Raw genomic sequence first — 22988 nt, 5'->3', positions numbered from 1 at the left:
ATGACAAACTACAATTGCAAAAAACTCCGAACATTGCTTTTTAATTCACTTTCTGTCCGTTAAGCGCTTAGTTATAAATAATTGAATTATATTGATTAATTAAATTCATAAAAAGAATTCAACAAAAATGAACCATACTACTGGTATTGATTTCCCAGCTCTCTTTGTGCAATCCGTTTTTTAAATCCCGTTAACGTCATCCCTGTATGCCGTTTAAAATAGCGACATAAATAGGATGTATCTTCAAAATTTAATTCATCAGCAATTTGCTTAATGGACAGATTACCAACTTCTAATAATGCTTTTATTTCTAGAATAACTTGCCTATCAATTAATACTTTTGGCGGGTCATTAAAGAAACTTTGACTAATCTTAGATAAGTAAAATGGCGTAATAGACAATTTTTCAGCATAGAATTTTACTTCTTTATATTGTTTACAGTAAATTGTAATTAAGTCCCAAAAACGCCAGCATAGTTGCTCTTGGCGGCTTTTATTTTCTGGTTTACTAAATGTGTGTTGAGTATGATAATTAATTTCTAAAAATAAATTTTGCAAATAATTTTTTAACTGTAATAACCCATGTTCGCCCCAGTTATGCACTATCGCTAGCAGAATATATCTCCAGTTTTCAAGCAGTTCCACTTTTCCTAATGGCGTTGAAATAACAGGAAAGTCATTCAAAAAAGCAAACAGTTGACGTGGTAATGCATAAGCAATTTCTGTTGCTAGCTTTTTATCAATCAACCAATATTCCAAACGAAATTTGCGTGATTTGGCTTGTAGCATTGCAAAGGAATCATCGTACAAAACGATTATGTCGTTTTTGCGTACTGGCTGTTGTTTAAAATTAATATTAAATACGCCATATCCTTGCTTGCACATACAAACTGTCACATAAGATGTTTTAATCGGTTTATATTGCATTTCATCCATATTGCTTTCACCAATCCGAATAACTTTTGGCAAATCAATTTGATAATTTTTTAAATGTAGCATGATCGTTGTACTTTAATTTGCGCCATATCGCACTACCATAACAGATAAGTTGCCATAAGTACCTAAAATGAACAAATTATGCCCTTATTTTATTTCCATAAATACCTAAAATAGCTTTCAAGTTAGGAGATGCCATAATGAGGAGCTGATAAAATGGTTCTTACAACAAATAGGTTAGTATTGCGTCCTTGGCAAGAAACAGATGCCGCTGATTTATATTTCTATGCAAAAGATGAAAGAATTGGCCCAATCGCAGGTTGGCCTGCTCACAAAAACGAAGAAGAGAGTCTTTCTATCATCAAGAATATTTTTATGCGTGATGAAATTTACGCTGTAACGTTAAAAAATGAGAACCAAGCTATTGGCTTGATTGGTTTATCATTCAGCCATGAAAGTAATTTTTCTATTGGTGAAAATGATGCAGAAGTTAGCTATTGGATAGGTGTACCGTTCTGGGGTAAAGGTATTATCCCAGAATCAATTAACGCCATCATGCACCATGCTTTCACTGATTTGAAATTAGATAATTTGTGGTGCGGTTACTTTCAAGGCAACGAACAATCTAAAATTGCTCAAGAGAAATGTGGTTTCAAATACTATGCAACTCTTGAACCACAATTTATTGAATTAATTGGTGAAACTAAAACAGAAGATATTAGTAAAATAACGGCTAAAGAGTGGCAAGCTCGACAGTAATATTTGATTCTATCTGTACATATGGCCAGCATTTATCTGTTTGGCCTTTTTCTTATTAATTTATTGTCACAACTCATTTCAAACTACATAAAATTATTCTACCGTGTTCCTATTAATGCTATGATTTTTCAATAATTATAAAATTCATATTTTCTCTCAGATCACAGGTAAACACATGCAGGACTATGGTATTTGGACCGTTATCACTCCCATTGTGACTATAATATTGGCGATATTAACTCGCCAAGTCATGCTTTCATTAATGTTAGGAATACTCGTTGGTTTTACTGTCATTCATGACCACAACGTATTATTAGGTGTTCAAGGTACCGTTGATGGTATTATTGATACATTTTCATCTGCAGGGAATACGCGAACAATTGTCTTTATGGTTATGATCGGTGGGATCATGAGGCTTGTTGTGGTTACCGGTGGTGTTCGTGCGTTAGTTCAGTTACTTACCAATAAGACAAAATTAATTAAAAACCGTAAATCTACCCAGTTGCTTGCCATCATCATTACTTCTCTTATTTTTATTGAAAGCTCAATTAACCAATTAGTCGCCGGCGCCTCAACTAAAAATCTAGCACGGCAATATGGTGTTGCCCCTGAAAAAATGTCCTATATTATCCAAACAGCGTGTGTTTCTGTTTGTTCCTCGGCCATCATCAATGGTTGGGGAGCGGTAATAATGGGGTTAATTGGGGTACAAATATCCCAAGGACTGATTCAAGGCGAGCCTTTTGATATTTTAATTACGTCGATTGGATACAACTTGATGGCATGGCTATCCATTCTAACTATCCTATTCTATGTATTTACTAACGTTTCATGGGGTCCCATGAAAAAAGCAGAAGAAAAGTATCAACAGAATTTTATTGCTGGAAATATATCTCAATTACAAAGCCAAGATAGCGAAGAAGAGATTATTGACCATCCTAATGCTCATTCCTCATTAAACTTTTTTATTCCTATTTTATCGACGGTGTTAATGGTACCTATTGCTCTGTATATTACAGGCGACGGTGACTTTAGCAAAGGAAGTGGATCGACATCCGTATATTGGGGTGTCATGTTTGGTACCGTAGTTTCTTTCTGTTGGTTTATAAGCCGACGTCTATTAAATATTGATGCATTTTTCAAAGAGTTGTTTATCGGTTATGCCAACATGCTAAAAATTAGCTCAATTATGATTTTAGCATTCTTAATGGGTAATGTTTCTGCAGAATTAAATACTGGTGCTTATATTGCTGAAGTTACTCAAGGGGTTATGGCTCCAGGGTTTTCTATTGGCTTTATCTTTATCATTAGCGCCATTATGTCTTTAGCAACGGGTACCTCTTGGGGTACTTTCGCTATAATGATCCCTATCGGCGTCCAATTAGGACTGTCAGTAGGAATGCCTGTAGAATATATGATAGGTGCAGCAATTTCTGGTTCAATATTTGGTGATATGACCTCTCCAATTTCTGCAGATGCTATTGTTGCCTCCATGGCGACAGACTGCGAACATATTGAACATATCCGAACACAGATGCCTTATGCTCTTGTAACAGCCAGTGTTGTACTTGCTATTTACCTTTATCTTGGTTTCTCTTATTAATTATTGGGAGTTTAGATGTCTCTTCAACAACAATTAGCGCAGTTCGCAAAAATAGATTTACTTAACGCATCGACTCCTCTTAATCGATTAAATAATTTATCGCATAAGTTTGGCCGTGAGATCTATATCAAGCGTGATGATATGACCCCTCTTGCTATGGGGGGAAATAAATTACGTAAACTCGAATTTTTAATGGCCGATGCATTAGCCAAAAATGCAAAGATTATTGTTACTGCGGGAGCAATTCAATCAAACCATGTCCGCCAAACTGCGGCTGTTGCTGCCATGTATGGGCTTGAGTGTGTCGCTTTGTTAGAAAACCCAATTCAAAGTGATAACCCTAACTTTCTACATAATGGTAATAAACTATTAACTGACTTATTTGGCACTCGCTGTGTCATGTGTGATGAATTAACCGACCCGCAATCTCAAATGGAAGCACTAATTGAAACACTGTCTCTAAAAGATGCCTACATTGTCCCTGTGGGTGGGTCAAATACATTAGGTGCTTTAGGCTATATTCAGTGCGCTATTGAAATAGCTCAACAGAAACCAGCACATATTGAATTTGACAAAGTGATTGTTGCCTCTGGGAGTGCTGGAACGCATGCAGGCCTTGCCATTGGTTTACAAGAACTATTACCGCAAAGTCAAGTAATTGGCGTAACCGTTTCAAGAAAGCAACAAGACCAGGCCCCTAAAGTTGAAAAATTGCAATCCGAACTGGCTCAATGGTTGTCTCTAGATAAAACCCCAAAGGTACAGCTATGGGATAACTTTTTTGCTCCAATGTATGGAATGCCAAACCAAAAAGGCCTCGCCGCAATCAACTTATTAGCGCAGCAAGAAGGTATTTTATTAGACCCCGTTTATACGGGTAAAGCCATGGCTGGGCTAATTGATTACTTAGAAAACGCTGAAGAAAAAACACCCATTCTATTTATTCATACAGGTGGAGCCCAAGCGTTATTTGCTTACTCAGATATTAGCCAAACAATTAAATAATCATTTTCAGATAAAAGGGTTAGATTGCCCTTTTATCTTCCCCCTAGTACCAAGAATGCTCTACTTTTCCTCTTCTATAACATTTATCAATTGATTGCTATACACTGATAAAGCTCAGGAGAATATGTTTATAAACCAAGTTCCTCTTACATTAAGAAAAGCGACAAAATATAACGCTTTATTGCTCAATAATATCTTGAATATATTATGAGCAAAACACTTTAACTGAATATATTGTCACTATAGGATATTCATGAAAAATACAATTCTTATCACTGGTGCGACAGGTCAGGTTGGTCACTACCTCGTTCAATCATTACAGGAAAAAGGCTATCATGATGTTGTTTTAGCCGTTAGAGACGCCGCTAAATTAAAAAATACATCTTATCGCACTGTGTTAATGGATTATGATAAGCCAGATACTATTGAAACCGCTTTACAAGGTATCGACTCTGTTTTCATGATGACAGGATATACCATTGATATGCTTGTACAAAGCAAGGTTTTTGTTGATATCGCAAAAAAATCAGCCGTGAAATATATCGTGCATTTAGGTGCATGTGGGGACGATGACGCGCAAGTGGCACATTGGGCATGGCACCAACTTATTGAACGCTATATTGAATGGTCAGGAATACAATTTACTCACCTTCGCCCCGAATCTTATATGCAAAACTTATTGGGTTACCAAGGGGATGAGAACTTGCAAAAAGGTGTCTTGCGCTCTTATTTTGGCAATGCGGTACTCAGTTGGGTAGACTGTGCCGATGTTGCTGAACTTGCGGCTTATTGCTTACTTAACCCGCAACAGCACGCAGGCCAAATTTATCGCCTTGGTTATGAAAACAGAAATTACACACAAATAGCTGAGTTATTAACAGAAGAGTTGGGGATCCCTTTCAGCTATCAGGCAGAAAATCCCGATGAATTCTGGCAACATGCCCTTAAAAATAATTTAGAGCTCGCCTATATGAAAAGTATCTATGACCATTATGTAGATTTTACTAATGGAACATTAGACCGCTCAGGAATGGTTTTCGATAATTTTCAAACAATAACAGGCAAAGCACCGACATCACTTAAAGAATTTATTTTGAAGCACCAAGAACAATTTAAATAAACGTAAAATAGGCCTCTACTTGGCCTATTTTTATATTAATTTTTACTCACAGTCAGTATTCCCAAAATGATTAATATTCCGCCAATGAAGATCACCGTGCTGATTTGCTCATCTTCGAAACATCGTGATTAATCAGTGCTATTCAGCAATTGGTAAGTGATTACGTATAAATATTGCTCGTTTGGGTAAATCTCTTTGATAAGCGTTTTCAACGTCTCTAGACTCATGGCTTCTTGCTTAGCATGGTATTCAGAAATGTCATCATAAGAAATTGGCTCTACCGACAATATTTTAATATCAGTATAATATTCACCTGTTTCCAGCGCGTATACCTTCACAATAGTCCCAGGAATATAGTGGCTTTCGCTTTTATCACGGATAGTGATAATTTTTTTACCGGAAACCACCAGTGGAAGTAGACGCTCAAAAAAGGTTATCGTGTCAGGGGCGTTATTCATAATATTTCTCTTATTTCTTATGCAATACCTTTGTTAGGAGCCCCTATTTTCTTATAAACCTAATAAATTGCAATAAAATGGTTCTTTTTGTGCTTCTAATTTTACGAACACTATAGTGATCAATCAGTCTTATATACAATCAAACTATAAAATATTATCTACTACAATAAATTGAGTACACATAATGAATAACAATGAAAATTTATTCTATCAACAAGAGCACTATTTTTGGTCTGCAATATGTGCGAATGCGGTGAAAATCAGCAACCAAACTAGCGCTTATTTTTCTGAGCTACCATTACCTATATTTAATTATATTTATCTCCACCAAGGCGCCCTCATTTCAGATTACGAAAAGGCCGAAGCGTTATTCAAACAGCAAGCTAAACCTTATGTATTGGTTGTTCATGACCAGGTGCTTTCAGTATTTGAGACGGAAATAGCAACACGCGGATTAGTCGCAGATGGTGAATCAACCGCGATGATTTTGCCGCAAGAGGTTTTATCACAATACAATTCACCACCACAGCTTAGTTCTGGTTTTCAGGTAGTGTTGAGCAATAATCAACTTAAAGATTGGGCTCAGCCTTTAATTACGGCATTCCCTGTCGATTCTGATACAGATGAAGATGATTCAACGGTTACCGACGAGTATATTCGGTACCATCAAAGAGCCCTTGATAAGCAAACTAATATGGTGCACTTAGTCTTATTTGCAGATCAGCAACCAGTTTCAACCTTAACTATGACATTTAATAATCAAACAGCTCGACTTGATGATATTGGCACTGATATTCAATACCAAGGTAAAGGGCTCGCGACTTTACTTATTAAACATGCGCTATCCCTTTGCCATCAGCAAGGGATTAAACAGTGTGTATTAGAGTCATCCAGTGATGGTTTGTCTATTTATAAAAAGCTGGGTTTTGAACCTATATTTAATTACTACAGCTATATTGCAGAGTGATTTTATTGAACGCATCTTAATAACCAAGATACATAATTGTACAGGGTGACATCATAGTTGGGAGTCACCCACTAATATATCCACTTTATTTTGTCACCATTTGGTACCAATCTTGAATATCCGCCACAATGTGATCTGTCTGCAATTGCCCATCTTTATCTTTGAAAAAATGGTCTAAATCTTGATATGCTCGATAACTAACATGGGGATTACGGATTTTTTTCATCATATTATCTGTACCATGAGCATCCACGTTGGTATCCGTCATCGTTTGTATCACCAAATGTGGTGTTTTAACTGACTGGATAAGTTCTAAATTGTCAATGGTGAGCATCTCATACCACCATCTTGAGCCATGGCCGCTGACAAATTGGTCGTTATTTAATTGTTTTTGTTTTACTGCCTCTGCAAATTGTTTAAAACCTTCTTTTGAGTTTGCAACCTCTTCTTTAGGTGTATTATTTTCAATACTGTACAATACGTCATTGATAAAATATTGACCACCAACATTCAATGCAACGGATGCGGTAATAAAGTTTTCTTGAGCAACAATTAAATTAGTCACCAACGCACCTTCACTTCCGCCTAATAGCACGATGTGTTGGTAATCATTTTTCAATTGTTTTAATACCACGATATAATTATTGGCGCGTTCTAATGGCGAGTCTTTCGACATATAGTCAACAGGACATTCTTCTTCCGAAGCTTCTTCATCTTTAGTCCCCACATGATTGTTTAGCCCTGTTTTTTCAACTAATAAAATATCATTATCAGGGAATACAGCACCGAAATTTTTCAACATATTGGGATTATTAATAACACTTTTACAATCAGAACCCTGTAATAAAACTAATAAATCCTTTGATTTTTCTGCTTGCTTTTGGATTAAGTAATAGTTTATTTCTTTGCCCGCTAGGTGAAGAGTTTGCATATTCACAGGTAAATCCTGAGCAAATACACTTAACGAATAAGTTGAAAATAACAGAGCAGCAATTTTAAATTTCATCATACACTCATTATGTTTTACAAGAGCCTTTCGACGACATTATATTACGTTTTTTATAATAAATAATTACCTGTTATTCCCTCCCCCTCCATCATTGTGCATATAAATGATTCAATCGAACAAACATTGGTTCAACATATCATTTCGACACCACAAATGGAGCTACGACCGGCAGGTTCAGGTAAAATACTCTGTGCTGAAGATTATATTAGTGAAAAGCCCGAGCATTGTGCGATGGCTATCGCACAAAATGCCCTTACAACGATTAAAAATTCATTTATAGGTAGTCATACGTTAAATTTTGAAAACGCTTTCATAGGAATGCGACCTATGCCTAAAGATGAGATGCCAATTGTCGGAAAAGTTGCTGATTTCGAAGGTTTATATATTATCAGTATGCACGCTGCGATCACGCTAGCGCCTTTGATATGCCAATTGGCTCAAGATGAAATCTTGCATGGAATAGAACAAGCTGCCCTTGGCCCATATCGATTAACTCGTTTTGCATCAGGTAACTGACAAATGAATATTCCGTTGTACTATTTAAGACATTACCAATCCATTGAAAAAACGTTTTGGACATCTATTTGTGAACATAGTATCCAGATTGCACAACACACAATTTGCTATTTAACGCCCCTTAATTCGCCGGCGTTTAACTTCATTTATTTGCAGCCTGACTCGACCAGTCACGCCTTTATGCAGGCTCACAACCTGTTTGTTTCACAAAAGAAAAACCATACCTTAGTGATCCCCGAAGAGATGCTCCCGCAGGTGGTTAATGAAGCCGAATCTTTAGGGTATAAACGTGACAGCGTCACCACTGCGATGGCATTAACCTTAGCGAAGCAAAATGAAGTTGAACTGCCTGATAACCAAGTCGATATCGTCTTAGCGAATCACGATTTGTCATTATGGGCAAAACCGCTGGTTTCTGCATTTTATCTGTCTGAAGAACACGACCAGGTTATTCAGGAATATGTGCGTTATCATGAAGATGCACTACAGCAAGGCGCCCCACAGTTTCACCTTGTGTTACTCGTCAATGGCGAGCCTGCGACCTCAATGACTGTGACGATTGAAGGAACGTTAGCCCGTTTTGATGATATTGGGACTGAGCCAAGCCACCAAGGTAATGGTTACGCTTCACAACTCATTGATTACGCACTTGCATTTTGCCGCCAGCAAGGCGTAGAGCACTGCTTCCTAGATGCATCTGAAGCAGGTTTTGACCTATATAAAAAATTTGGCTTCGAGCCACTGTTTCGCTACATCAATTATGTTTGGTGCAAGTAATTTACAGCGATTCCGTTACTTGTAGATGCATCTAATCTGGAACTATTGCTCAGGCAATGGTTCCACTTTCTGTCATTCCAAATCAATCCTAATAACAAAATCCGTCTGATGTTTACATATGAAGATTAATATTATTGGCACGAGTGGCAGCGGTAAAAGTACCCTTTGCCAGCAACTTTCTTTGTTATTAAATGTCCCTTCTATTGAGTTAGATAGCTTATATTGGCTAGCAAATTGGCAAGGTTCTTCGGATGATGAGCTTAACCAGAAACTCACCTCTGCATTAAATAAAGCGGGATCTGGCTGGGTCCTTGATGGCAACTATACACGGACTCAACCTATTAAATGGAAAGAGGTTGATATGGTGGTCTGGTTGGATTACTCCTTTTCTCGAACCCTTTATCAGTCAATTACGCGCACATTATCACGCATTCGTTCTGGGCAGGAGTTATGGGAACATACAGGCAATAAAGAATGTTGGAAAAATGCTTTTTTCAGCCGTGATTCGATAATTTTGTGGCTGCTAAAAACTTACTATCCAAATAAGAAAAGAAACTTAGGTCATATGGCTAATATCAACTTACGCCATATTCAGTTTGTTCGGCTCACTTCTCCAAAAGAAACAAATTTATTTTTGCAACAGATGAAAGCTCAAGTTTCAGGGTAAAGAAACATCTCGGTAGTCATAAAGACCACCGAGACAGTATTTTACTCAGCGATTAAAGCTCATCACATGCTGTTTTTAACATCGCAGTTTGTTGGAATTTTTCAATTCCTAACTCAATCAATCGGCTGATTAATTGCGGGTATGTCATACCACCTTGCTGCCACAATTTTGGATACATACTGATATTTGTAAAGCCAGGCAATGTGTTGATTTCATTGATGACTACATCATTGTTTTCCGTTAAGAAAACATCTACACGGGACATGCCACTGCAATTTAGTGCACGGTACGCAGATAAGGCAATCTCACGTATTTTATCACTTACTGCATCATCTAATTGCGCAGGAGCCACGACAGAAGCGCCATTTTCATCAATATATTTAGTGTGGTACGCATAGAAACTGTCGTGTAATACGATTTCACCACAAGGGCTGGCAAGCGGTTCTTCATTACCCAATACGGCGCACTCAATTTCACGCCCTTTTACTGCGCTTTCAATAAGGACTTTCATATCAAATAAGAAGGCAAAATCCAATGCCGCGTTAAATTCCGATTCAGTGCTGACTTTACTGATCCCAACGGACGAGCCTTGGTTCGCCGGTTTAATAAATAGCGGTAAGCCTAATTGCGCCACGGTTGCTTCATATTCAGTTGTTGCACGTTCATTTTTGAGCACTGTTATAAATGGAGCAATATTTAAGCCTGCGTCTCTAAGTAGTCTTTTGGTAACGTCTTTATCCATGCAGGCAGAGGAGCCTAAAACACCTGGGCCTACAAATGGCAAATTCGCCATGCGCAATAACCCTTGCAGCGAGCCGTCTTCGCCTAAGTTACCGTGAACAATAGGAAAAATAACATCGATTTGTGGCAATGGCTTGGCATCTTCTAACGAAATAAATTGCTCGCTCGTTTTACCTGGAACAAGTGCGATGGCTCGCTTAGGCGTATTTAACGCAATACGAGAGGGATCATCACCATGCAATAAATAATCAGATTCGTTATATTCATGCCATTGCCCTTCTTTATTAATCCCCAAAAGGCATACATCAAATTTATTGCGATCTAACCCATTGATAATATTTTTAGCGGACTGTAGTGAAACTTCATGTTCTGTTGATCGACCACCAAAAATAACACCGACTCGTATTTTGCTCATTATTTGCTCCGACATAAAACACCAAACCTAGCCGAGAAATATAGCATGCAAAGAAAAGGTTATGACATAAATTATTTATTTTTCATTAAGACTCGCTGGCTTTATAACCAAACCTTCTTTTTTTGATAGCTAATTATCTTTTATCTATCAGAGTTTCAATACTGATATTCACCTGTTCAATTAGCCACTGCGTAAAAATAGCCGCTGCACTACCTTGCTCAACAGGTTTCGATGACAATAAATAGTACGCTGAATTATCTTCAATAAAACCATATGGCGCGGCTAATTGTTTCGATTGTATTTCGTCGGCAACCATCAAAAATGACGCGAGAGCCGCCCCTTGCCCAGCTAAGGCCGCTTGAATACACAAGTAAAAATGCTCATATGTAATCGTTTTACTATTTTTAAGATCTATTTCTTTTATACTTTGCCAAGTTTCCCATGCATTAGGCCTAGAGGTGGTTGATAGCAGTGCTATATGATTAACGTTTTTCTTAAAATCAAGTTCAGGCCGAACCACAACGCCCATTCGTTCTGCACACACTTTTACCGCGAAAAGATTGTCATTCCATTTAAAATCATTACGCCTCAATGCTAAATCAACATTCGTTTTTGTGAAATCAATGACACCACCAGCCGCGACTAAATGTACCGTAATATGAGGATATTGCTGATAAAAATGCGTAAGTCGAGGTATTAACCATTTCATTGCAATGGTTGGCTCACAAGATAAGCTAACAACATCCGGAAATGCGCTGTTTTTTATCTTTTCAACCCCTTCTTTGAGTTGCTCAAATATCGCACTAGTGGTTTGTAACAATATCTGGCCGTTCGCTGTTAAAAAAACAGCACGGTTCCTTCGTTCGAATAACTCAACACCAAGGTATTCTTCTAATAAACGAATTTGTCGGCTAATTGCGCTGTGAGTCACATTCAGCTCATGTGCCGCTTGCACAAAACTGCCTGCTTTTGCCGCAGTATCAAAAAAACGTAATGACGTTAATGGTGGTAGTTTCATATATATATAGGTAACGAAAACTGACAGATTTGTGTCAGGATAAATCGCTTTTTAGTTTTATTCAATCTATTGATAATAAAAACAATAAATAAACAAACATTTTCAAAAAAAACACATTTTTGGTCTGTTTTTATTACCTTTTAGGAAATTAATATGAATGAAATTATTGCAGTAGCGACTATAACCATTTTAGCTGTCATTAGTCCGGGACCGGACTTTGCTATGGTAACTCGTAATAGTTATACCTATGGAATTAAAATAGGCTTACTGTGTGCGCTAGGTATCGCCATAGGTGTGCAAGTTCATGTGTTTTATACCGTTTTCGGCATCACTTTAGTCATTTTGAGTTCACCAACATTATTCTTAATCGTTAAACTTATTGGTGTATTTTATTTGGTGTACATCGGGTTTAAATCATTGACCAATAAAGTCAAAATATCCTCAGACAAAACCGCCTCACAACCATTATCTGCCTTAAATGCGTTTAAAAATGGTTTTTTAACGAATGCATTAAATCCAAAAACCATGTTCTTTGTCGTTTCTGTGTATAGCCAAGTGATCAGTACACAGAACTCAATTTGGTTAAATTTGAGTTATGGCCTATTTATTTCGTTCGCTCATTGGCTTTGGTTTAGTCTAATTGCTATTTTCTTTGCAACACCAGTAGTACGTAACAAAATTCTTAACTACCAATTTATTATGGATAGAACAATTGGCGCGCTACTCATTCTATTGGGATTATCTTTATTATTTTTTAATGTAAATTAATCTTATATTCACATAAATTATCGCTATTTACCCTGCGACCGATAGTATTCATTAACCACTTTCGCCAGCTCAATGACATCTTCAGGAATATTGAGTTTGGCGAGTTTCTCAAATGGTACCCATTCAAATGGAGCAAAAGGCAGTTGTGATGAGGGTAATAGCTCACATAAGTAAATCATATCAATATGCCAATGATTTCCTCTCTTTTTATCTGCAATAAATTCTTTCAAAATAGCAATGGGTAACGGTAGTACTTGTGTATGAGATGAATCATGGATTTGTGAGGCAAATGGGAAACCGCAACTAATCACTTGGCACTCTAGCCCTGTTTCCTCAAGAACTTCTCGAAAAACCGCATGTTGTGGTTCTTCATTCTCTTCAATGTGGCCACCTGGGGGTAACCAAAAACCAAGTTGTTGATGTTCGTGTAATAAAAACTCACCATGCTCATTGCGGATCATTGCTGTTGCTGTAAAATGTTTAATTTCCCCACTCATTCCATCACATTCCTTTTTTCATTTTACTTCTAATACAGAAGCTACATAGTCACTTTCTATATAACCATTAAAGATTAAAGGGTTAGCGTATTATCTTGTTACTTTAAATGTTATCGCTACATTAGCTATTTATACTCGCCAAGCATATAAGCACTATACCGTCAAATGGACTGGGAGGACACAGAGCAGAGATAGGTGAATGTTAAGGGAGTAACCGTCATAAAACGTTAGAGGTAAAAAAATAGCCAACCATGGGCCAGCTATTTCTAATAAAACCATTATGCGGTTAGTGCAAGTTTTGCTCCAAACATCAAGAATACGGCACCAATACAGCTATTAGAGAACTTAGACAGTTTTTTATTATGTTTGACCATATTCGTTACGGCAATCGCGCCAAAAATCAATAGTGATAAATAAATCATGCTACAGACTTCTAAAATGACGCCAAGGATAAAAAATGGCACGCCTGCACTTGGGTAAGCTGGGTCAATAAATTGGATAAAAAATGAAACATAAAAAATGATCATCTTAGGATTTAGTAAACTTAAAAAAACAGCTTTTTTATAGATACCCTTGGTTTCTAAGATAATTGAATCAACATCACCTGTATTTTCTTTCTTATATAATACGCTATACAGGGTTTTCATCCCTAAATAAAATAAATAAGCTGCCCCTGCGTATTTTATAACACTAAAAAAGATAGGTGATGTTTTTACTAAAGATGCAACGCCTAAAAATGAGAGAAAAATGAGGATAGCATCTCCTGTAAAGACACCTAATGCGGCTTTATAACCATTTTTCACACCATATTTTGCACTGCTAGTTAAAACAAATAAAGAATTAGGGCCTGGTACCAGTGTAATAAAAATAACACCGATAAGATAAGTCCATAAATTTGTAATACCGAGATTTTCAAGCATAGGAAACCCGCTAACTCAATAAAAGTTATAACAAAAAATTCACATTGTTTCTTTATGGTTATTATGATACAGGCTTTATATGACTTGTAAAAGATATCACTGCCTGATAATTACATTACAAGACATAAAACCAATTAAATACAAAATACTAGATGAACACCATTGAATTGGAGGGTTAAATCGAAACAATAATCCAATATAACCATCTTAATCAGAAGCTAGCTATAAACAGCTAGTCAAATAGCAATAAACACCAAAATTTAAAGTTTAGGTGGCATTTAATGCCATGAGGCAAATAAAAATAGCAGTAGTGATTTGATTAAGGTTTCGCGTTATAACATAAAAGTCGGTGCTATTTAGAAGTAAAATCGGATAAAGCCTGTATGAAACTAAAATATCCCACCACTAATTTTAAAATCAATCAAATTATATAAGTGCTCATAACTACAATAAGGTTAGCTTAAATGGCGTCACAACAAAGTAATCAATGGCAAAAATCGATGATGGCAGGCGCGGTTCATACCGCTCCTCTCAATCTCGCTGTTATTCCTTGGGGAGTTTTAGCGGGTTCAATGGCAGTTGAAACTGGTCTCGATTTCTGGCAAAGCGTAGCGATGTCTGCAATGGTATTTGCAGGCGCAGCACAGTTAGTCACTCTTGGGTTGCTTAACTCGGGTGCTGGCTATATCACAATTGTTATTTCTGTTTTTTTTATTACTTCCCAGCACTTACTCTATGGGCTGACTTTGCGCCCCCAAGTTAAAGACTTTACAACGCCTCAGCGCCTTAGCATCGGCTTTTTGCTGACTGACGAACTATTTGCGATTAGCGCTGCTAAACGCCAGGGTTTAAGTTTTCCCTATCTCTTTGGTGCTGGGTTTAGTTTTTATCTTGTTTGGTTAATTACTAGCCTTTGTGGTATTGCCATGGCCAATATTGTGGGCGATTTGAGCCGCTTACATCTCGACTTTTCTGTGGTTGCAACTTTGCTCGCGATCGTCGTTCCATTAACCAGAAAAATTAGTACGCTTTGTGGCGTTATCTTTTCGCTCGTTGTCGCTATCGTACTTTCAATGTACTCCTTTAGCAGTGCTATTGTTATCGCAGGTGTGGGTGGGATGTTTGTATCAGTGGCTGTTTCACGTATATTGAAGGAAGAAAAATGATTTGGCTTTTAATTATTACCTTAACAGCGGTTGTTTTTACTCTACGTTATATTTTTCTAATACCACAGTTGCCAATACGCCTCCCACTTGTAGTTCGTCAAGCGTTAGGGTACTCAGCACCTTGCTTATTAACCGCAATTTGTGCCCCTGTTATCTTATTGGAAAACCATGAGCTACGTTCCTTCCCAGATAATCCTTATTTATGGGGGGCGTTATTCTGTGTCGTTGTTGCCTTAGTATTGAAAAATATGCTGTTAACTGTCGGTCTTACCTTAGTATTTTTCTATTCCCTTATTTATTTCATCGGTTAACTTATTATTCAGGATAAAGCATCGTTTAGCACTTTGCTTTATCTTGGTTAATCCCTCATAATATGCCCCTCTCAAAATACATTCCTTTTCAATTTCACCCTGTCATTGATTGTCATAGTGAATACTTTATTGGCCTTACTCAATAAATAGCCAATTAACTTTTATAGATAATGGATAATACAATACCATGCTTAATAATTATGTTTTACGCAGCGTTCGCTATATGTTGGACTTAAGCGACGCCCAAATGGTTAAAATCGTAAAACTTGCAGATTTGGATGTTACAAAAGAAGAAATGGTGGCTTGGTTAAAAAAAGATAATGAGCCTGAATATGTTGAATGTAACGATAATGTCATGGGGCATTTTCTAAACGGTTTAATTTATCACCGTCGTGGAAAAGATGAAAACCATCCCGCACCTGAAGTTGATAGCCGCCTTAATAACAATATTATGCTCAAAAAATTACGCGTGGCTTTTGAATTAAAAGATACAGATATGATTGAAATTTATCAGCTTGTTGACTTTCGTGTATCTAAGCCTGAACTTAACGCTGTATTTCGCAAACCAGGTCATAAAAACTACCGCGAATGTGGAGACCAATTGCTGCGTTACTTCCTAAAAGGCCTGACAATTCGCCTACGTGGTAATAAGTAACCGTATCCTGCTCGTTTTTTATTCGTTTATTTTACATCCCCCTGACATTTGTCTATAATAAAAATGACAAATGTCAGGAGGTTCAAATGAGAAACTATATCCCCACAACGCCAATTCAACCCGCAGCTTCTGCTTTTAAGCCACTATGGCGCCATGTCGGGTTACCCGCTGAAAGGGGTATTGAATTGACCCACTATTTACGTCAAGGCCTGTCTGTCTCTGTCTTAGACAATATCCAAGAGTGGTCAGGGGTGAGCAAAACAGAACTATTGCGGATATCTGGCATCAATGAACGCAATATTGCTCGTCGTAAAAATGCTGGCCAGCCCCTAAATGCAGATGAAAGTGAACGAATTGCACGTCTAGTACGGGTATTTGATGCCGCAGTGCGTTTATTTAATGGTGATAAACACGCAGCAAGTGATTGGCTCAATCATCCAGTGAAAGGCTTGGGTCACTTACGCCCTATTGAGCTTATCGCGACAGAAAGCGGTGCTATTGAAGTAATTGATTTAATTGGCCGCATTGAACATGGTGTATTTTCATGATTTTATATCGATTGGTGAAATCCAGTTTTGTTCACGATGCATGGTCGGGGCAAGGAGCTATGTTGTACGGTGGCCGGTGGAATCATAAAGGGACTCCTGCTGTTTATACATCGACGAGTATTTCATTAGCAACCCTTGAAATACTCGTTCACATCAATCAAGACATACTATTAAACCAGTTCAGTTTACTATCCATAGATATCAATGATAAGTACGTTATGAAGTTGTCGTTAGACCACCTTCCAACGGATTGGCAGCAAGACCCAGCGCCAACCTCTACTATGGATATTGGCACTACATGGCTTAATAACCAAGATAGCTTGGTATTGTTAATTCCCTCTTGTATTATTCCCTATGAATACAACGCAATACTCAACCCATTGCATCCGCAATTTCAAAAAGCCATACAGACGGTTAAACCACTGGATTTTAACGTTGACCCACGCTTAGCATAACTAAATGTTTGCTAACAAATATTGTAAAAAAGCATCTATCTTCGGTGATAATGCACTACGGCTCGCATAAACCGCGCGCAGTTCTATTGGGGCTGGTGATACCTCATCGAATTCTATTCGCACTAATTTATTTTGTGTAATCTGTTCGGCACACCCTTCTAATGCCAGGATGGCATAACCAACACCGTGCATTGCAGCAGCGTGAGCTAGAATGCCACTATTTACGCGATAGTTACTGTTAACTATCACTTTTTGCTGTAATCCCTCTGAATCAATAAATATCCATGGTTGTCCCTGCAATGCACTCAAGCTTGAAATACATGGCATATTAGCTAAGTCCGTATATGAATGCGGTTTTCCTACTTGTTCAATTAATTGGGGAGCGGCAACTACAACACTTTGCCATGATTTGATTAAACGTGAGTGATAGCTACTGTCCTCAAGGTGACCACGGTGAAATGTGAGTAATAAATCAATATCATCACTAATAACATCTTGAGGCATTAATTGTGTATCACAGTGAATATTTAATTGTGGGTGTAGTAATGCAAACTTCGCTAATAAATCCGCGAATAGTAGGCTACCAAATTCACTGGGGATAGTTAGCCGTATCGTTCCGGTAAGTTGTTGTGGATGACAAATTTGCACCACAACCTGTTCTAATTCACTGACTAGCTTTTGACTTTGCTCAAATAAAATGTTTCCCGTCTCGGTCAACCGCATTTGCCGGGTCGTTCGTTCAATTAACTGACTATTAAGTTGTTGCTCCAGCTGTTTAATATAACGACTCACATTCGATGTCGGCATTGAAAGTAACTTTGCTGCATTGGCAAAACTCCCTTGTGTCGCAACAGCAATAAACACTTTCAATAAATTCAGGTCAACAGCCATATTTAACCCCTACAATTTTCTATTAACCTGAACTAATAGCATTAGCAGTAACCAAAATCCATTATTTTTTGATACCGTTCCGCCAACAATACTTCCATGTCTAATTGAGTTAGTTCATTCAAATCAGTCAGTAACTGTTGTTTTAATTGTTGTGCAGCTAATTGATAGTCGCGGTGCGCTCCCCCCAAGGGCTCAGAAATAATAGTATCGATAATACCAAGTTCTTTTAACCGTGGCGCAGTCATGCCCATTGCTTCCGCTGCAATTTGTGCCTTTTGGGGATCTTTCCACAAAATAGAAGCGCAACCTTCCGGGGATATCGCTGCATAAGTACTGTATTCCAACATATTAATACGATCGCCAACACCAATGCCTAACGCACCACCAGAACAACCTTCACCTGTAATAACACAAATAATGGGCGTTTTTAAGCGCGACATTTCGATAATATTGCGTGCAATGGCTTCTGCTTGTCCACGCTCTTCAGCGCCAACACCGGGGTAAGCCCCAGCAGAATCAATAAATACCAAAACAGGTAAATGGAAACGTTCTGCCATTTTCATTAAACGGAGTGCTTTACGGTAGCCTTCTGGCGACGGCATACCAAAATTACGCATAACTTTCTCTTTTGTTGTACGCCCTTTTTGTTGCCCCAGCACCATAACAGACCTACCATCCAAACGAGCAAGCCCTCCCACCAGCGCCTTATCATCAGCAAAAGCACGGTCACCGGCTAATTCTTGAAATTCAGTAAATATTAATGAAATATAATCAAGGGGATAAGGCCTTAGTGGATGTCTCGCTAACTGGACAATTTCCCATGCCCCAAGAGATGCAAATATCGTTTTCGTCAGCGAATGACTCTTTTTTTTCAAGAGCAAGATCTCTTCTTCTAACTTTATTTCTGAAGGATGCCCTTTTTGTTTGAAAGCAATAAGTGCCTCAATTTTGTCATTGAGTTCAACGATGGGTTTCTCAAATGCAAGAAAATGGTTAGTCATAACTTTCCTAAAATGGTGACGGTAATCTTAGGAGTTTAATCAGAGAATCAATCCCATTCTATGCTTAAAAATAGGATTGATTATTATCAATAGTGGGATAATATTTAACGCTGACTTTTCTTTAGTGAGTTTAATTTTAAGCTGTTTTCCATAATTTTTTTAAAATTAGGGCATAAAAAGTGATTTTCTTCAGGGCAGTTCGCAATATGCAAAAATACCCTTTTTTAAGGCTAATAACCCCTGTATGGTTTGCTCAATCTCTTCAGCTTTTTCAAGTAAGCTCGCACGTTCAATATTAGGGCCATCCTTATGATTGAGCATGATAGCAATTTCGTCGAGTGTAAATTTAGCTTCTTGCCCTAATGCAATTAAAGATAAGCGGGTGATAACATCTTTCCCTTGATAAACCCGTTTTAACCCCTTGCGCCCAATCGGTTTAATCAACCCTTTTTCTTCATAATAACGTAAGGTTGATGCCGCTAGACCTGATAATTGGCTAACTTGAGAAATATCCAGTTCATCATGCATGAAATTATAACCCGCTCTAACATTCACAACTTAAGCTAATTGTTGCCGTAATAATACCGTGATTGCGCCATTCATAAAAATTTCACGGTCAACTACGTAACCCAACTTTTCAGCCACCCGTAAAGAGGCTAAGTTCCTCGGCTCAATAAAACAAATAGATTGCCGGAACTTATTTTCTTTTACTAGCCAAGACAATGCGGCCTTCATTGCTTCTGTTGCGTAACCTTTTCCTTGAAATTCAGGTGCAATGACCCAACCCGCTTCTGGAATACCTTTAACTTGGGGTTCAACCATGCGATGGAAATCAGCAAACCCTAAATCACCAATATACTGGCCACTTGCTTTTTCACGGACAGCCCAATAACCAAATCCTAATAACGGCCATAAACCACCATAAGCTAGCATGCGCATCCATGATTCGCGGTCGCTAGATGGCATACCACCAATGTAGCGAACCATCGACTCAGTTGCCCATAATTTCGCAAGTGCAGGAAAATCACTCACTTGGTGTTTATTTAATATCAATCTTTCTGTTTCAAGCACAGGTATTACAGCCATTGATTGCATCTCCTTGCTATCTAAATGGGGGTTCATCAAATGTTCTCAATTTCCTTGAGTGTAATTTATCCCCTTCTTGCCTTAATAAATCAATAGCACGAATACCTATTTGCAAGTGTTCTGAGATTGCACCTTCATAAAAACTGTTGGCTTGACCGGGTAATTTAATCTCGCCATGCAATGGTTTATCAGAAACACATAACAGCGTGCCATAGGGAACCCTGAAACGATAACCCTGAGCTGCAATTGTGGCACTTTCCATATCCACTGCGACCGCGCGGCTTAAGTTAAAACGGCGAGCTGTTGCAAAAAAACGTAATTCCCAATTTCGGTCGTCGGTTGTAACAACGGTTCCTGTTCTGAGACGTTGTTTTACCAATTCCCCAGGCATATTACTAACTTGTTTTGTTGCGTCATATAAGGCGCGTTGGACTTCCGCTATACTTGGAATAGGAATATCTGGCGGTAATACATCATCAAGAATATGGTCATCACGCAAATAGGCATGGGCCAAAACATAATCGCCAATTTTTTGGCTTTCTCTTAACCCGCCACAATGGCCAATCATCAACCAAGCATGTGGTCGTAAAACCGCTAAGTGATCACAAATATTCTTTGCATTTGAAGGCCCAACACCAATATTCACTAAAGTAATTCCTGCACCATCTCTCGCGATTAGATGATATGCAGGCATTTGAAATTTTTTCCAGGTTAAATCAGAAGTGGCAATTTGTGGGTCTGCATTCTCATCAGTTAAATAATTATGTCCTACACAAGATAATGCAATATAACGACTTTCAGGATCACGGACTTGTTCACATGCCCAATTCACAAATTCATCAACATAGCGATTATAATTGGTGAATAAAATGTACGGTTGGACATGTTCAGGAGGGGTTCCTGTATAGTGTTTCAAACGCGCTAATGAAAAATCCACACGCAATGCATCAAAATGAGACAGCGGCATTGCATCCGTAGCAGAGTACAAACCATCTGTAATATCATCGCTGATATGAGATAAATCGGTTATCGGAAAATGTGCAGCTAAATGACTGCTTATACTCCTATCCAACACTAAGTCTGAACCATCAATGACAAAAGGATAAGGAATTTCAATTTTTGAAGGGCGAACAGCAAAAGTGACATCATAATCTTGCTGCAAAATAGACAGTTGCTCAACTAAATAAGCACGAAATAGCTCTGGCTGAGTCACTGTAATGGTGTAATTACCGCGTTTAACAAAGCGTGCATAAGCACGTGTTTTTTCACAGTGATCGACTTTCCCTTCCCATGTAACACACAGCTCAGGGTAAGCAAATAACCCATTATCCCTTTCAGTAATATCTGGTATGCGGCCTTCTTCTACATAAATAGCGATAGCATCTCTTAATGAATCAATTGCATTGCTATATAACAACGAAAGTTTATCTAAAACATCGTCAATAGATAAGTTTTCATATTTCTGGCATTTTTCCAAAGACACACACAACTCCTTATCATCAGATAAAATCATCTCCGATAACATAGAGTATCAATGTGATAGTTGCAAAATATATTGCGATTAATGTACTTATATCTTCAGCAATGCATTTATTATCATGATCAATGCACTACAAAGGATAGAACAATTGGTAATGTAAACACCGCTGCCACGGTTTGTAATGTAATTATACCTGCCATTAGTTGGCTATCTCCATTTAACTGACGCGTTAAAATATAGGCTGTTGGCGCCGTAGGGATAGCAAAAAATAGTACTAATAGGACGGTTTCAAGATTTGGCAACGAAAATAGCCCCGCCACTGTTACCGCTAAAATAGGCATAAGAAATAAACGTAGCAATGTCGATGCCATAATAGGTTTAAATTCATTTCTTAGCGTTGCTGTTTGTAATGCGGCCCCAATACATATTAACCCCAGTGGCAAGCTGGCGGCTGCGAGTAATTTTAAAAATTGGTCAGAGCCAAATGGCAATCCGATAGGTGATATATTTAATAACACACCAACGACACAGGAAATGATTAATGGATTTTTTATGATCGGTAATAAAATTTGCTTAACTGAAACCTTTTGCCCCGAAGATAACGAAAGTACCGCAATGACATTACAGCTTGGCACCAAAACAGCCATAATTACCGCAGCAATAGCGATCCCTTCTTTGCCAAATAAATCAGCAACAATAGCCAACCCTAAATAAGTATTAAACCGCGTAATTCCTTGGATATACGCACCAAACCTCGGGATAGGTATTTTGAATAAATATTTACAACCTAGAGTTAGTGCAGAGCTAATCGCTAAAACACAAAGGAGAGCACTCGCTAGATAGGGTAACTTAGGATTATCCAAAGGCGCGGTGGCTAAACTGTTAATTAACAGTGCGGGAAACAAAATAAAGTAGTTTAATTTTTCCGCACTCGGCCAAAAATCAGTCGTCAATATTGTTGAGCGTCGTAATACAAACCCCATTGCAATGAGAGCAAATAATGGCCACAAAACTAATAGAATCTTATCCATGAGAGCGTAATCTGTTTTTATTCGAGTATTGAGTGAGTTTGCTAATTAGTCTATCGTTAAATTTTTGTAACTGATAGGTAAAAAAAGCGCTATTCCTATATTTTACTTTTATCAATTTATTTTCGATTTAATCAACTTTCACTTATTTATCTTTAAATAAATACTTTTCCACCCATAAAAAATTAAACC

At 37.9% G+C, this 22988-nt stretch carries 27 protein-coding genes; 14 read left to right on the top strand and 13 right to left on the bottom strand.

Annotated elements, in window-relative coordinates:
• Positions 1-137 precede the first annotated feature (137 nt).
• Entirely contained in the window at positions 138-998 is an 861-nt protein-coding gene (locus M0M83_RS10430) for a helix-turn-helix domain-containing protein (protein WP_248466541.1), read from the bottom strand.
• A gap of 153 nt (positions 999-1151) precedes the next feature.
• On the opposite strand from M0M83_RS10430, the gene M0M83_RS10425 reads away from it, so the two are divergent.
• The 4 genes from M0M83_RS10425 to M0M83_RS10410 all read left to right on the top strand — a co-directional run bounded on the left by M0M83_RS10425 (position 1152) and on the right by M0M83_RS10410 (position 5422).
• Positions 1152-1694 carry a GNAT family N-acetyltransferase gene (locus M0M83_RS10425; RefSeq protein ID WP_125894711.1) on the top strand — a complete coding sequence of 181 codons (543 nt, stop codon included), beginning with the start codon at positions 1152-1154 and terminating at the stop codon, positions 1692-1694.
• A gap of 175 nt (positions 1695-1869) precedes the next feature.
• Entirely contained in the window at positions 1870-3297 is a 1428-nt protein-coding gene (locus M0M83_RS10420; RefSeq protein ID WP_248466540.1) for a Na+/H+ antiporter NhaC family protein, read from the top strand.
• A 15-nt stretch (positions 3298-3312) separates the two neighbouring features.
• Positions 3313-4302 carry a D-cysteine desulfhydrase gene (locus M0M83_RS10415; RefSeq protein WP_248466539.1) on the top strand — a complete coding sequence of 330 codons (990 nt, stop codon included), beginning with the start codon at positions 3313-3315 and terminating at the stop codon, positions 4300-4302.
• 253 nt (positions 4303-4555) lie between these two features.
• Complete coding sequence (locus M0M83_RS10410) at positions 4556-5422, top strand: SDR family oxidoreductase (RefSeq protein ID WP_248466538.1); 867 nt, start codon at positions 4556-4558, stop codon at positions 5420-5422.
• A gap of 128 nt (positions 5423-5550) precedes the next feature.
• Here M0M83_RS10410 and yqfB read toward each other — a convergent pair whose 3' ends face one another.
• Positions 5551-5880 carry a N(4)-acetylcytidine aminohydrolase gene (yqfB, locus tag M0M83_RS10405; RefSeq protein WP_213912736.1) on the bottom strand — a complete coding sequence of 110 codons (330 nt, stop codon included), beginning with the start codon at positions 5878-5880 and terminating at the stop codon, positions 5551-5553.
• Positions 5881-6064: 184 nt separating this feature from the next.
• On the opposite strand from yqfB, the gene M0M83_RS21795 reads away from it, so the two are divergent.
• The gene (locus M0M83_RS21795; RefSeq protein ID WP_248466537.1) at positions 6065-6847 is read left to right on the top strand and encodes a GNAT family N-acetyltransferase; all 783 of its coding nucleotides are present in this window, start codon (positions 6065-6067) and stop codon (positions 6845-6847) included.
• Between the two features lie 85 nt (positions 6848-6932).
• On the opposite strand, the gene M0M83_RS10395 is transcribed toward M0M83_RS21795, so the two are convergent.
• Complete coding sequence (locus M0M83_RS10395; RefSeq protein ID WP_248466536.1) at positions 6933-7856, bottom strand: alpha/beta hydrolase family protein; 924 nt, start codon at positions 7854-7856, stop codon at positions 6933-6935.
• A gap of 153 nt (positions 7857-8009) precedes the next feature.
• On the opposite strand from M0M83_RS10395, the gene M0M83_RS21790 reads away from it, so the two are divergent.
• The 3 genes from M0M83_RS21790 (at position 8010) to M0M83_RS10380 (ending at position 9816) form a co-directional block, all read left to right on the top strand.
• A complete protein-coding gene (locus M0M83_RS21790) occupies positions 8010-8372 on the top strand; it encodes a hypothetical protein (RefSeq protein WP_248466535.1) in 363 nt (120 codons plus the stop codon).
• 3 nt (positions 8373-8375) lie between these two features.
• On the top strand, positions 8376-9149 hold the full coding sequence (locus M0M83_RS21785) for a GNAT family N-acetyltransferase (protein ID WP_125894699.1): 774 nt from the start codon (positions 8376-8378) through the stop codon (positions 9147-9149).
• A gap of 118 nt (positions 9150-9267) precedes the next feature.
• Complete coding sequence (locus M0M83_RS10380; RefSeq protein WP_248466534.1) at positions 9268-9816, top strand: adenylate kinase; 549 nt, start codon at positions 9268-9270, stop codon at positions 9814-9816.
• 52 nt (positions 9817-9868) lie between these two features.
• Here the strand turns inward: M0M83_RS10380 and ddlA are convergent, their stop codons facing one another.
• Both ddlA and M0M83_RS10370 read right to left on the bottom strand, forming a co-directional pair.
• Positions 9869-10972, bottom strand: coding sequence for a D-alanine--D-alanine ligase (gene ddlA / locus M0M83_RS10375; protein ID WP_102140335.1), 1104 nt, complete (start codon positions 10970-10972; stop codon positions 9869-9871).
• Between the two features lie 133 nt (positions 10973-11105).
• Complete coding sequence (locus M0M83_RS10370) at positions 11106-11990, bottom strand: LysR substrate-binding domain-containing protein (protein WP_248466533.1); 885 nt, start codon at positions 11988-11990, stop codon at positions 11106-11108.
• 153 nt (positions 11991-12143) lie between these two features.
• Here M0M83_RS10370 and M0M83_RS10365 point away from each other — a divergent pair, with 153 nt between their 5' ends.
• Positions 12144-12758 (top strand): LysE family translocator, encoded by a 615-nt coding sequence (locus M0M83_RS10365; RefSeq protein WP_213912741.1) that lies wholly within the window; start codon positions 12144-12146, stop codon positions 12756-12758.
• 23 nt (positions 12759-12781) lie between these two features.
• Here the strand turns inward: M0M83_RS10365 and M0M83_RS10360 are convergent, their stop codons facing one another.
• Both M0M83_RS10360 and leuE read right to left on the bottom strand, forming a co-directional pair.
• Entirely contained in the window at positions 12782-13255 is a 474-nt protein-coding gene (locus tag M0M83_RS10360; protein ID WP_248466532.1) for an NUDIX hydrolase, read from the bottom strand.
• 278 nt (positions 13256-13533) lie between these two features.
• Positions 13534-14175 carry a leucine efflux protein LeuE gene (gene leuE, locus M0M83_RS10355; RefSeq protein ID WP_213912743.1) on the bottom strand — a complete coding sequence of 214 codons (642 nt, stop codon included), beginning with the start codon at positions 14173-14175 and terminating at the stop codon, positions 13534-13536.
• A gap of 464 nt (positions 14176-14639) precedes the next feature.
• On the opposite strand from leuE, the gene M0M83_RS10350 reads away from it, so the two are divergent.
• The 5 genes from M0M83_RS10350 (at position 14640) to M0M83_RS10330 (ending at position 17310) form a co-directional block, all read left to right on the top strand.
• Complete coding sequence (locus tag M0M83_RS10350) at positions 14640-15341, top strand: AzlC family ABC transporter permease (RefSeq protein WP_248466531.1); 702 nt, start codon at positions 14640-14642, stop codon at positions 15339-15341.
• Positions 15338-15652: an AzlD domain-containing protein gene (locus M0M83_RS10345; protein WP_125894496.1), complete on the top strand. Its 315-nt coding sequence runs from the start codon at positions 15338-15340 to the stop codon at positions 15650-15652. The genes M0M83_RS10350 and M0M83_RS10345 overlap by 4 nt, the downstream gene beginning before the upstream one ends.
• A 187-nt stretch (positions 15653-15839) precedes the next feature.
• Complete coding sequence (locus M0M83_RS10340; protein WP_125894493.1) at positions 15840-16307, top strand: DUF1456 family protein; 468 nt, start codon at positions 15840-15842, stop codon at positions 16305-16307.
• A gap of 86 nt (positions 16308-16393) precedes the next feature.
• Positions 16394-16855: a type II RES/Xre toxin-antitoxin system antitoxin gene (gene parS / locus M0M83_RS10335; protein WP_248466530.1), complete on the top strand. Its 462-nt coding sequence runs from the start codon at positions 16394-16396 to the stop codon at positions 16853-16855.
• Positions 16852-17310, top strand: coding sequence for an RES family NAD+ phosphorylase (locus M0M83_RS10330; RefSeq protein WP_213912746.1), 459 nt, complete (start codon positions 16852-16854; stop codon positions 17308-17310). The genes parS and M0M83_RS10330 overlap by 4 nt, the downstream gene beginning before the upstream one ends.
• Here the strand turns inward: M0M83_RS10330 and M0M83_RS10325 are convergent, their stop codons facing one another.
• The 6 genes from M0M83_RS10325 to M0M83_RS10300 form a co-directional block, all read right to left on the bottom strand.
• On the bottom strand, positions 17311-18201 hold the full coding sequence (locus tag M0M83_RS10325; protein WP_248468406.1) for a LysR family transcriptional regulator: 891 nt from the start codon (positions 18199-18201) through the stop codon (positions 17311-17313).
• Positions 18202-18242: 41 nt separating this feature from the next.
• Positions 18243-19202 carry an acetyl-CoA carboxylase carboxyl transferase subunit alpha gene (gene accA, locus M0M83_RS10320; RefSeq protein ID WP_213912748.1) on the bottom strand — a complete coding sequence of 320 codons (960 nt, stop codon included), beginning with the start codon at positions 19200-19202 and terminating at the stop codon, positions 18243-18245.
• A 189-nt stretch (positions 19203-19391) separates the two neighbouring features.
• Positions 19392-19730 carry a MerR family transcriptional regulator gene (locus M0M83_RS10315; RefSeq protein ID WP_248468405.1) on the bottom strand — a complete coding sequence of 113 codons (339 nt, stop codon included), beginning with the start codon at positions 19728-19730 and terminating at the stop codon, positions 19392-19394.
• 30 nt (positions 19731-19760) lie between these two features.
• On the bottom strand, positions 19761-20324 hold the full coding sequence (locus M0M83_RS10310; RefSeq protein WP_213912750.1) for a GNAT family N-acetyltransferase: 564 nt from the start codon (positions 20322-20324) through the stop codon (positions 19761-19763).
• Entirely contained in the window at positions 20305-21765 is a 1461-nt protein-coding gene (locus M0M83_RS10305) for an AMP nucleosidase (RefSeq protein ID WP_413776207.1), read from the bottom strand. The genes M0M83_RS10310 and M0M83_RS10305 overlap by 20 nt, the downstream gene beginning before the upstream one ends.
• A 125-nt stretch (positions 21766-21890) precedes the next feature.
• The gene (locus tag M0M83_RS10300; RefSeq protein WP_248468404.1) at positions 21891-22799 is read right to left on the bottom strand and encodes an AEC family transporter; all 909 of its coding nucleotides are present in this window, start codon (positions 22797-22799) and stop codon (positions 21891-21893) included.
• Positions 22800-22988: the final 189 nt, after the last annotated feature.

It is taken from the genome of Providencia rettgeri (genome assembly GCF_023205015.1).
In the GTDB taxonomy this organism is placed as follows: Bacteria; Pseudomonadota; Gammaproteobacteria; order Enterobacterales; family Enterobacteriaceae; genus Providencia; species Providencia rettgeri_E.
This window is presented reverse-complemented; position numbering and strand designations above follow the sequence as displayed.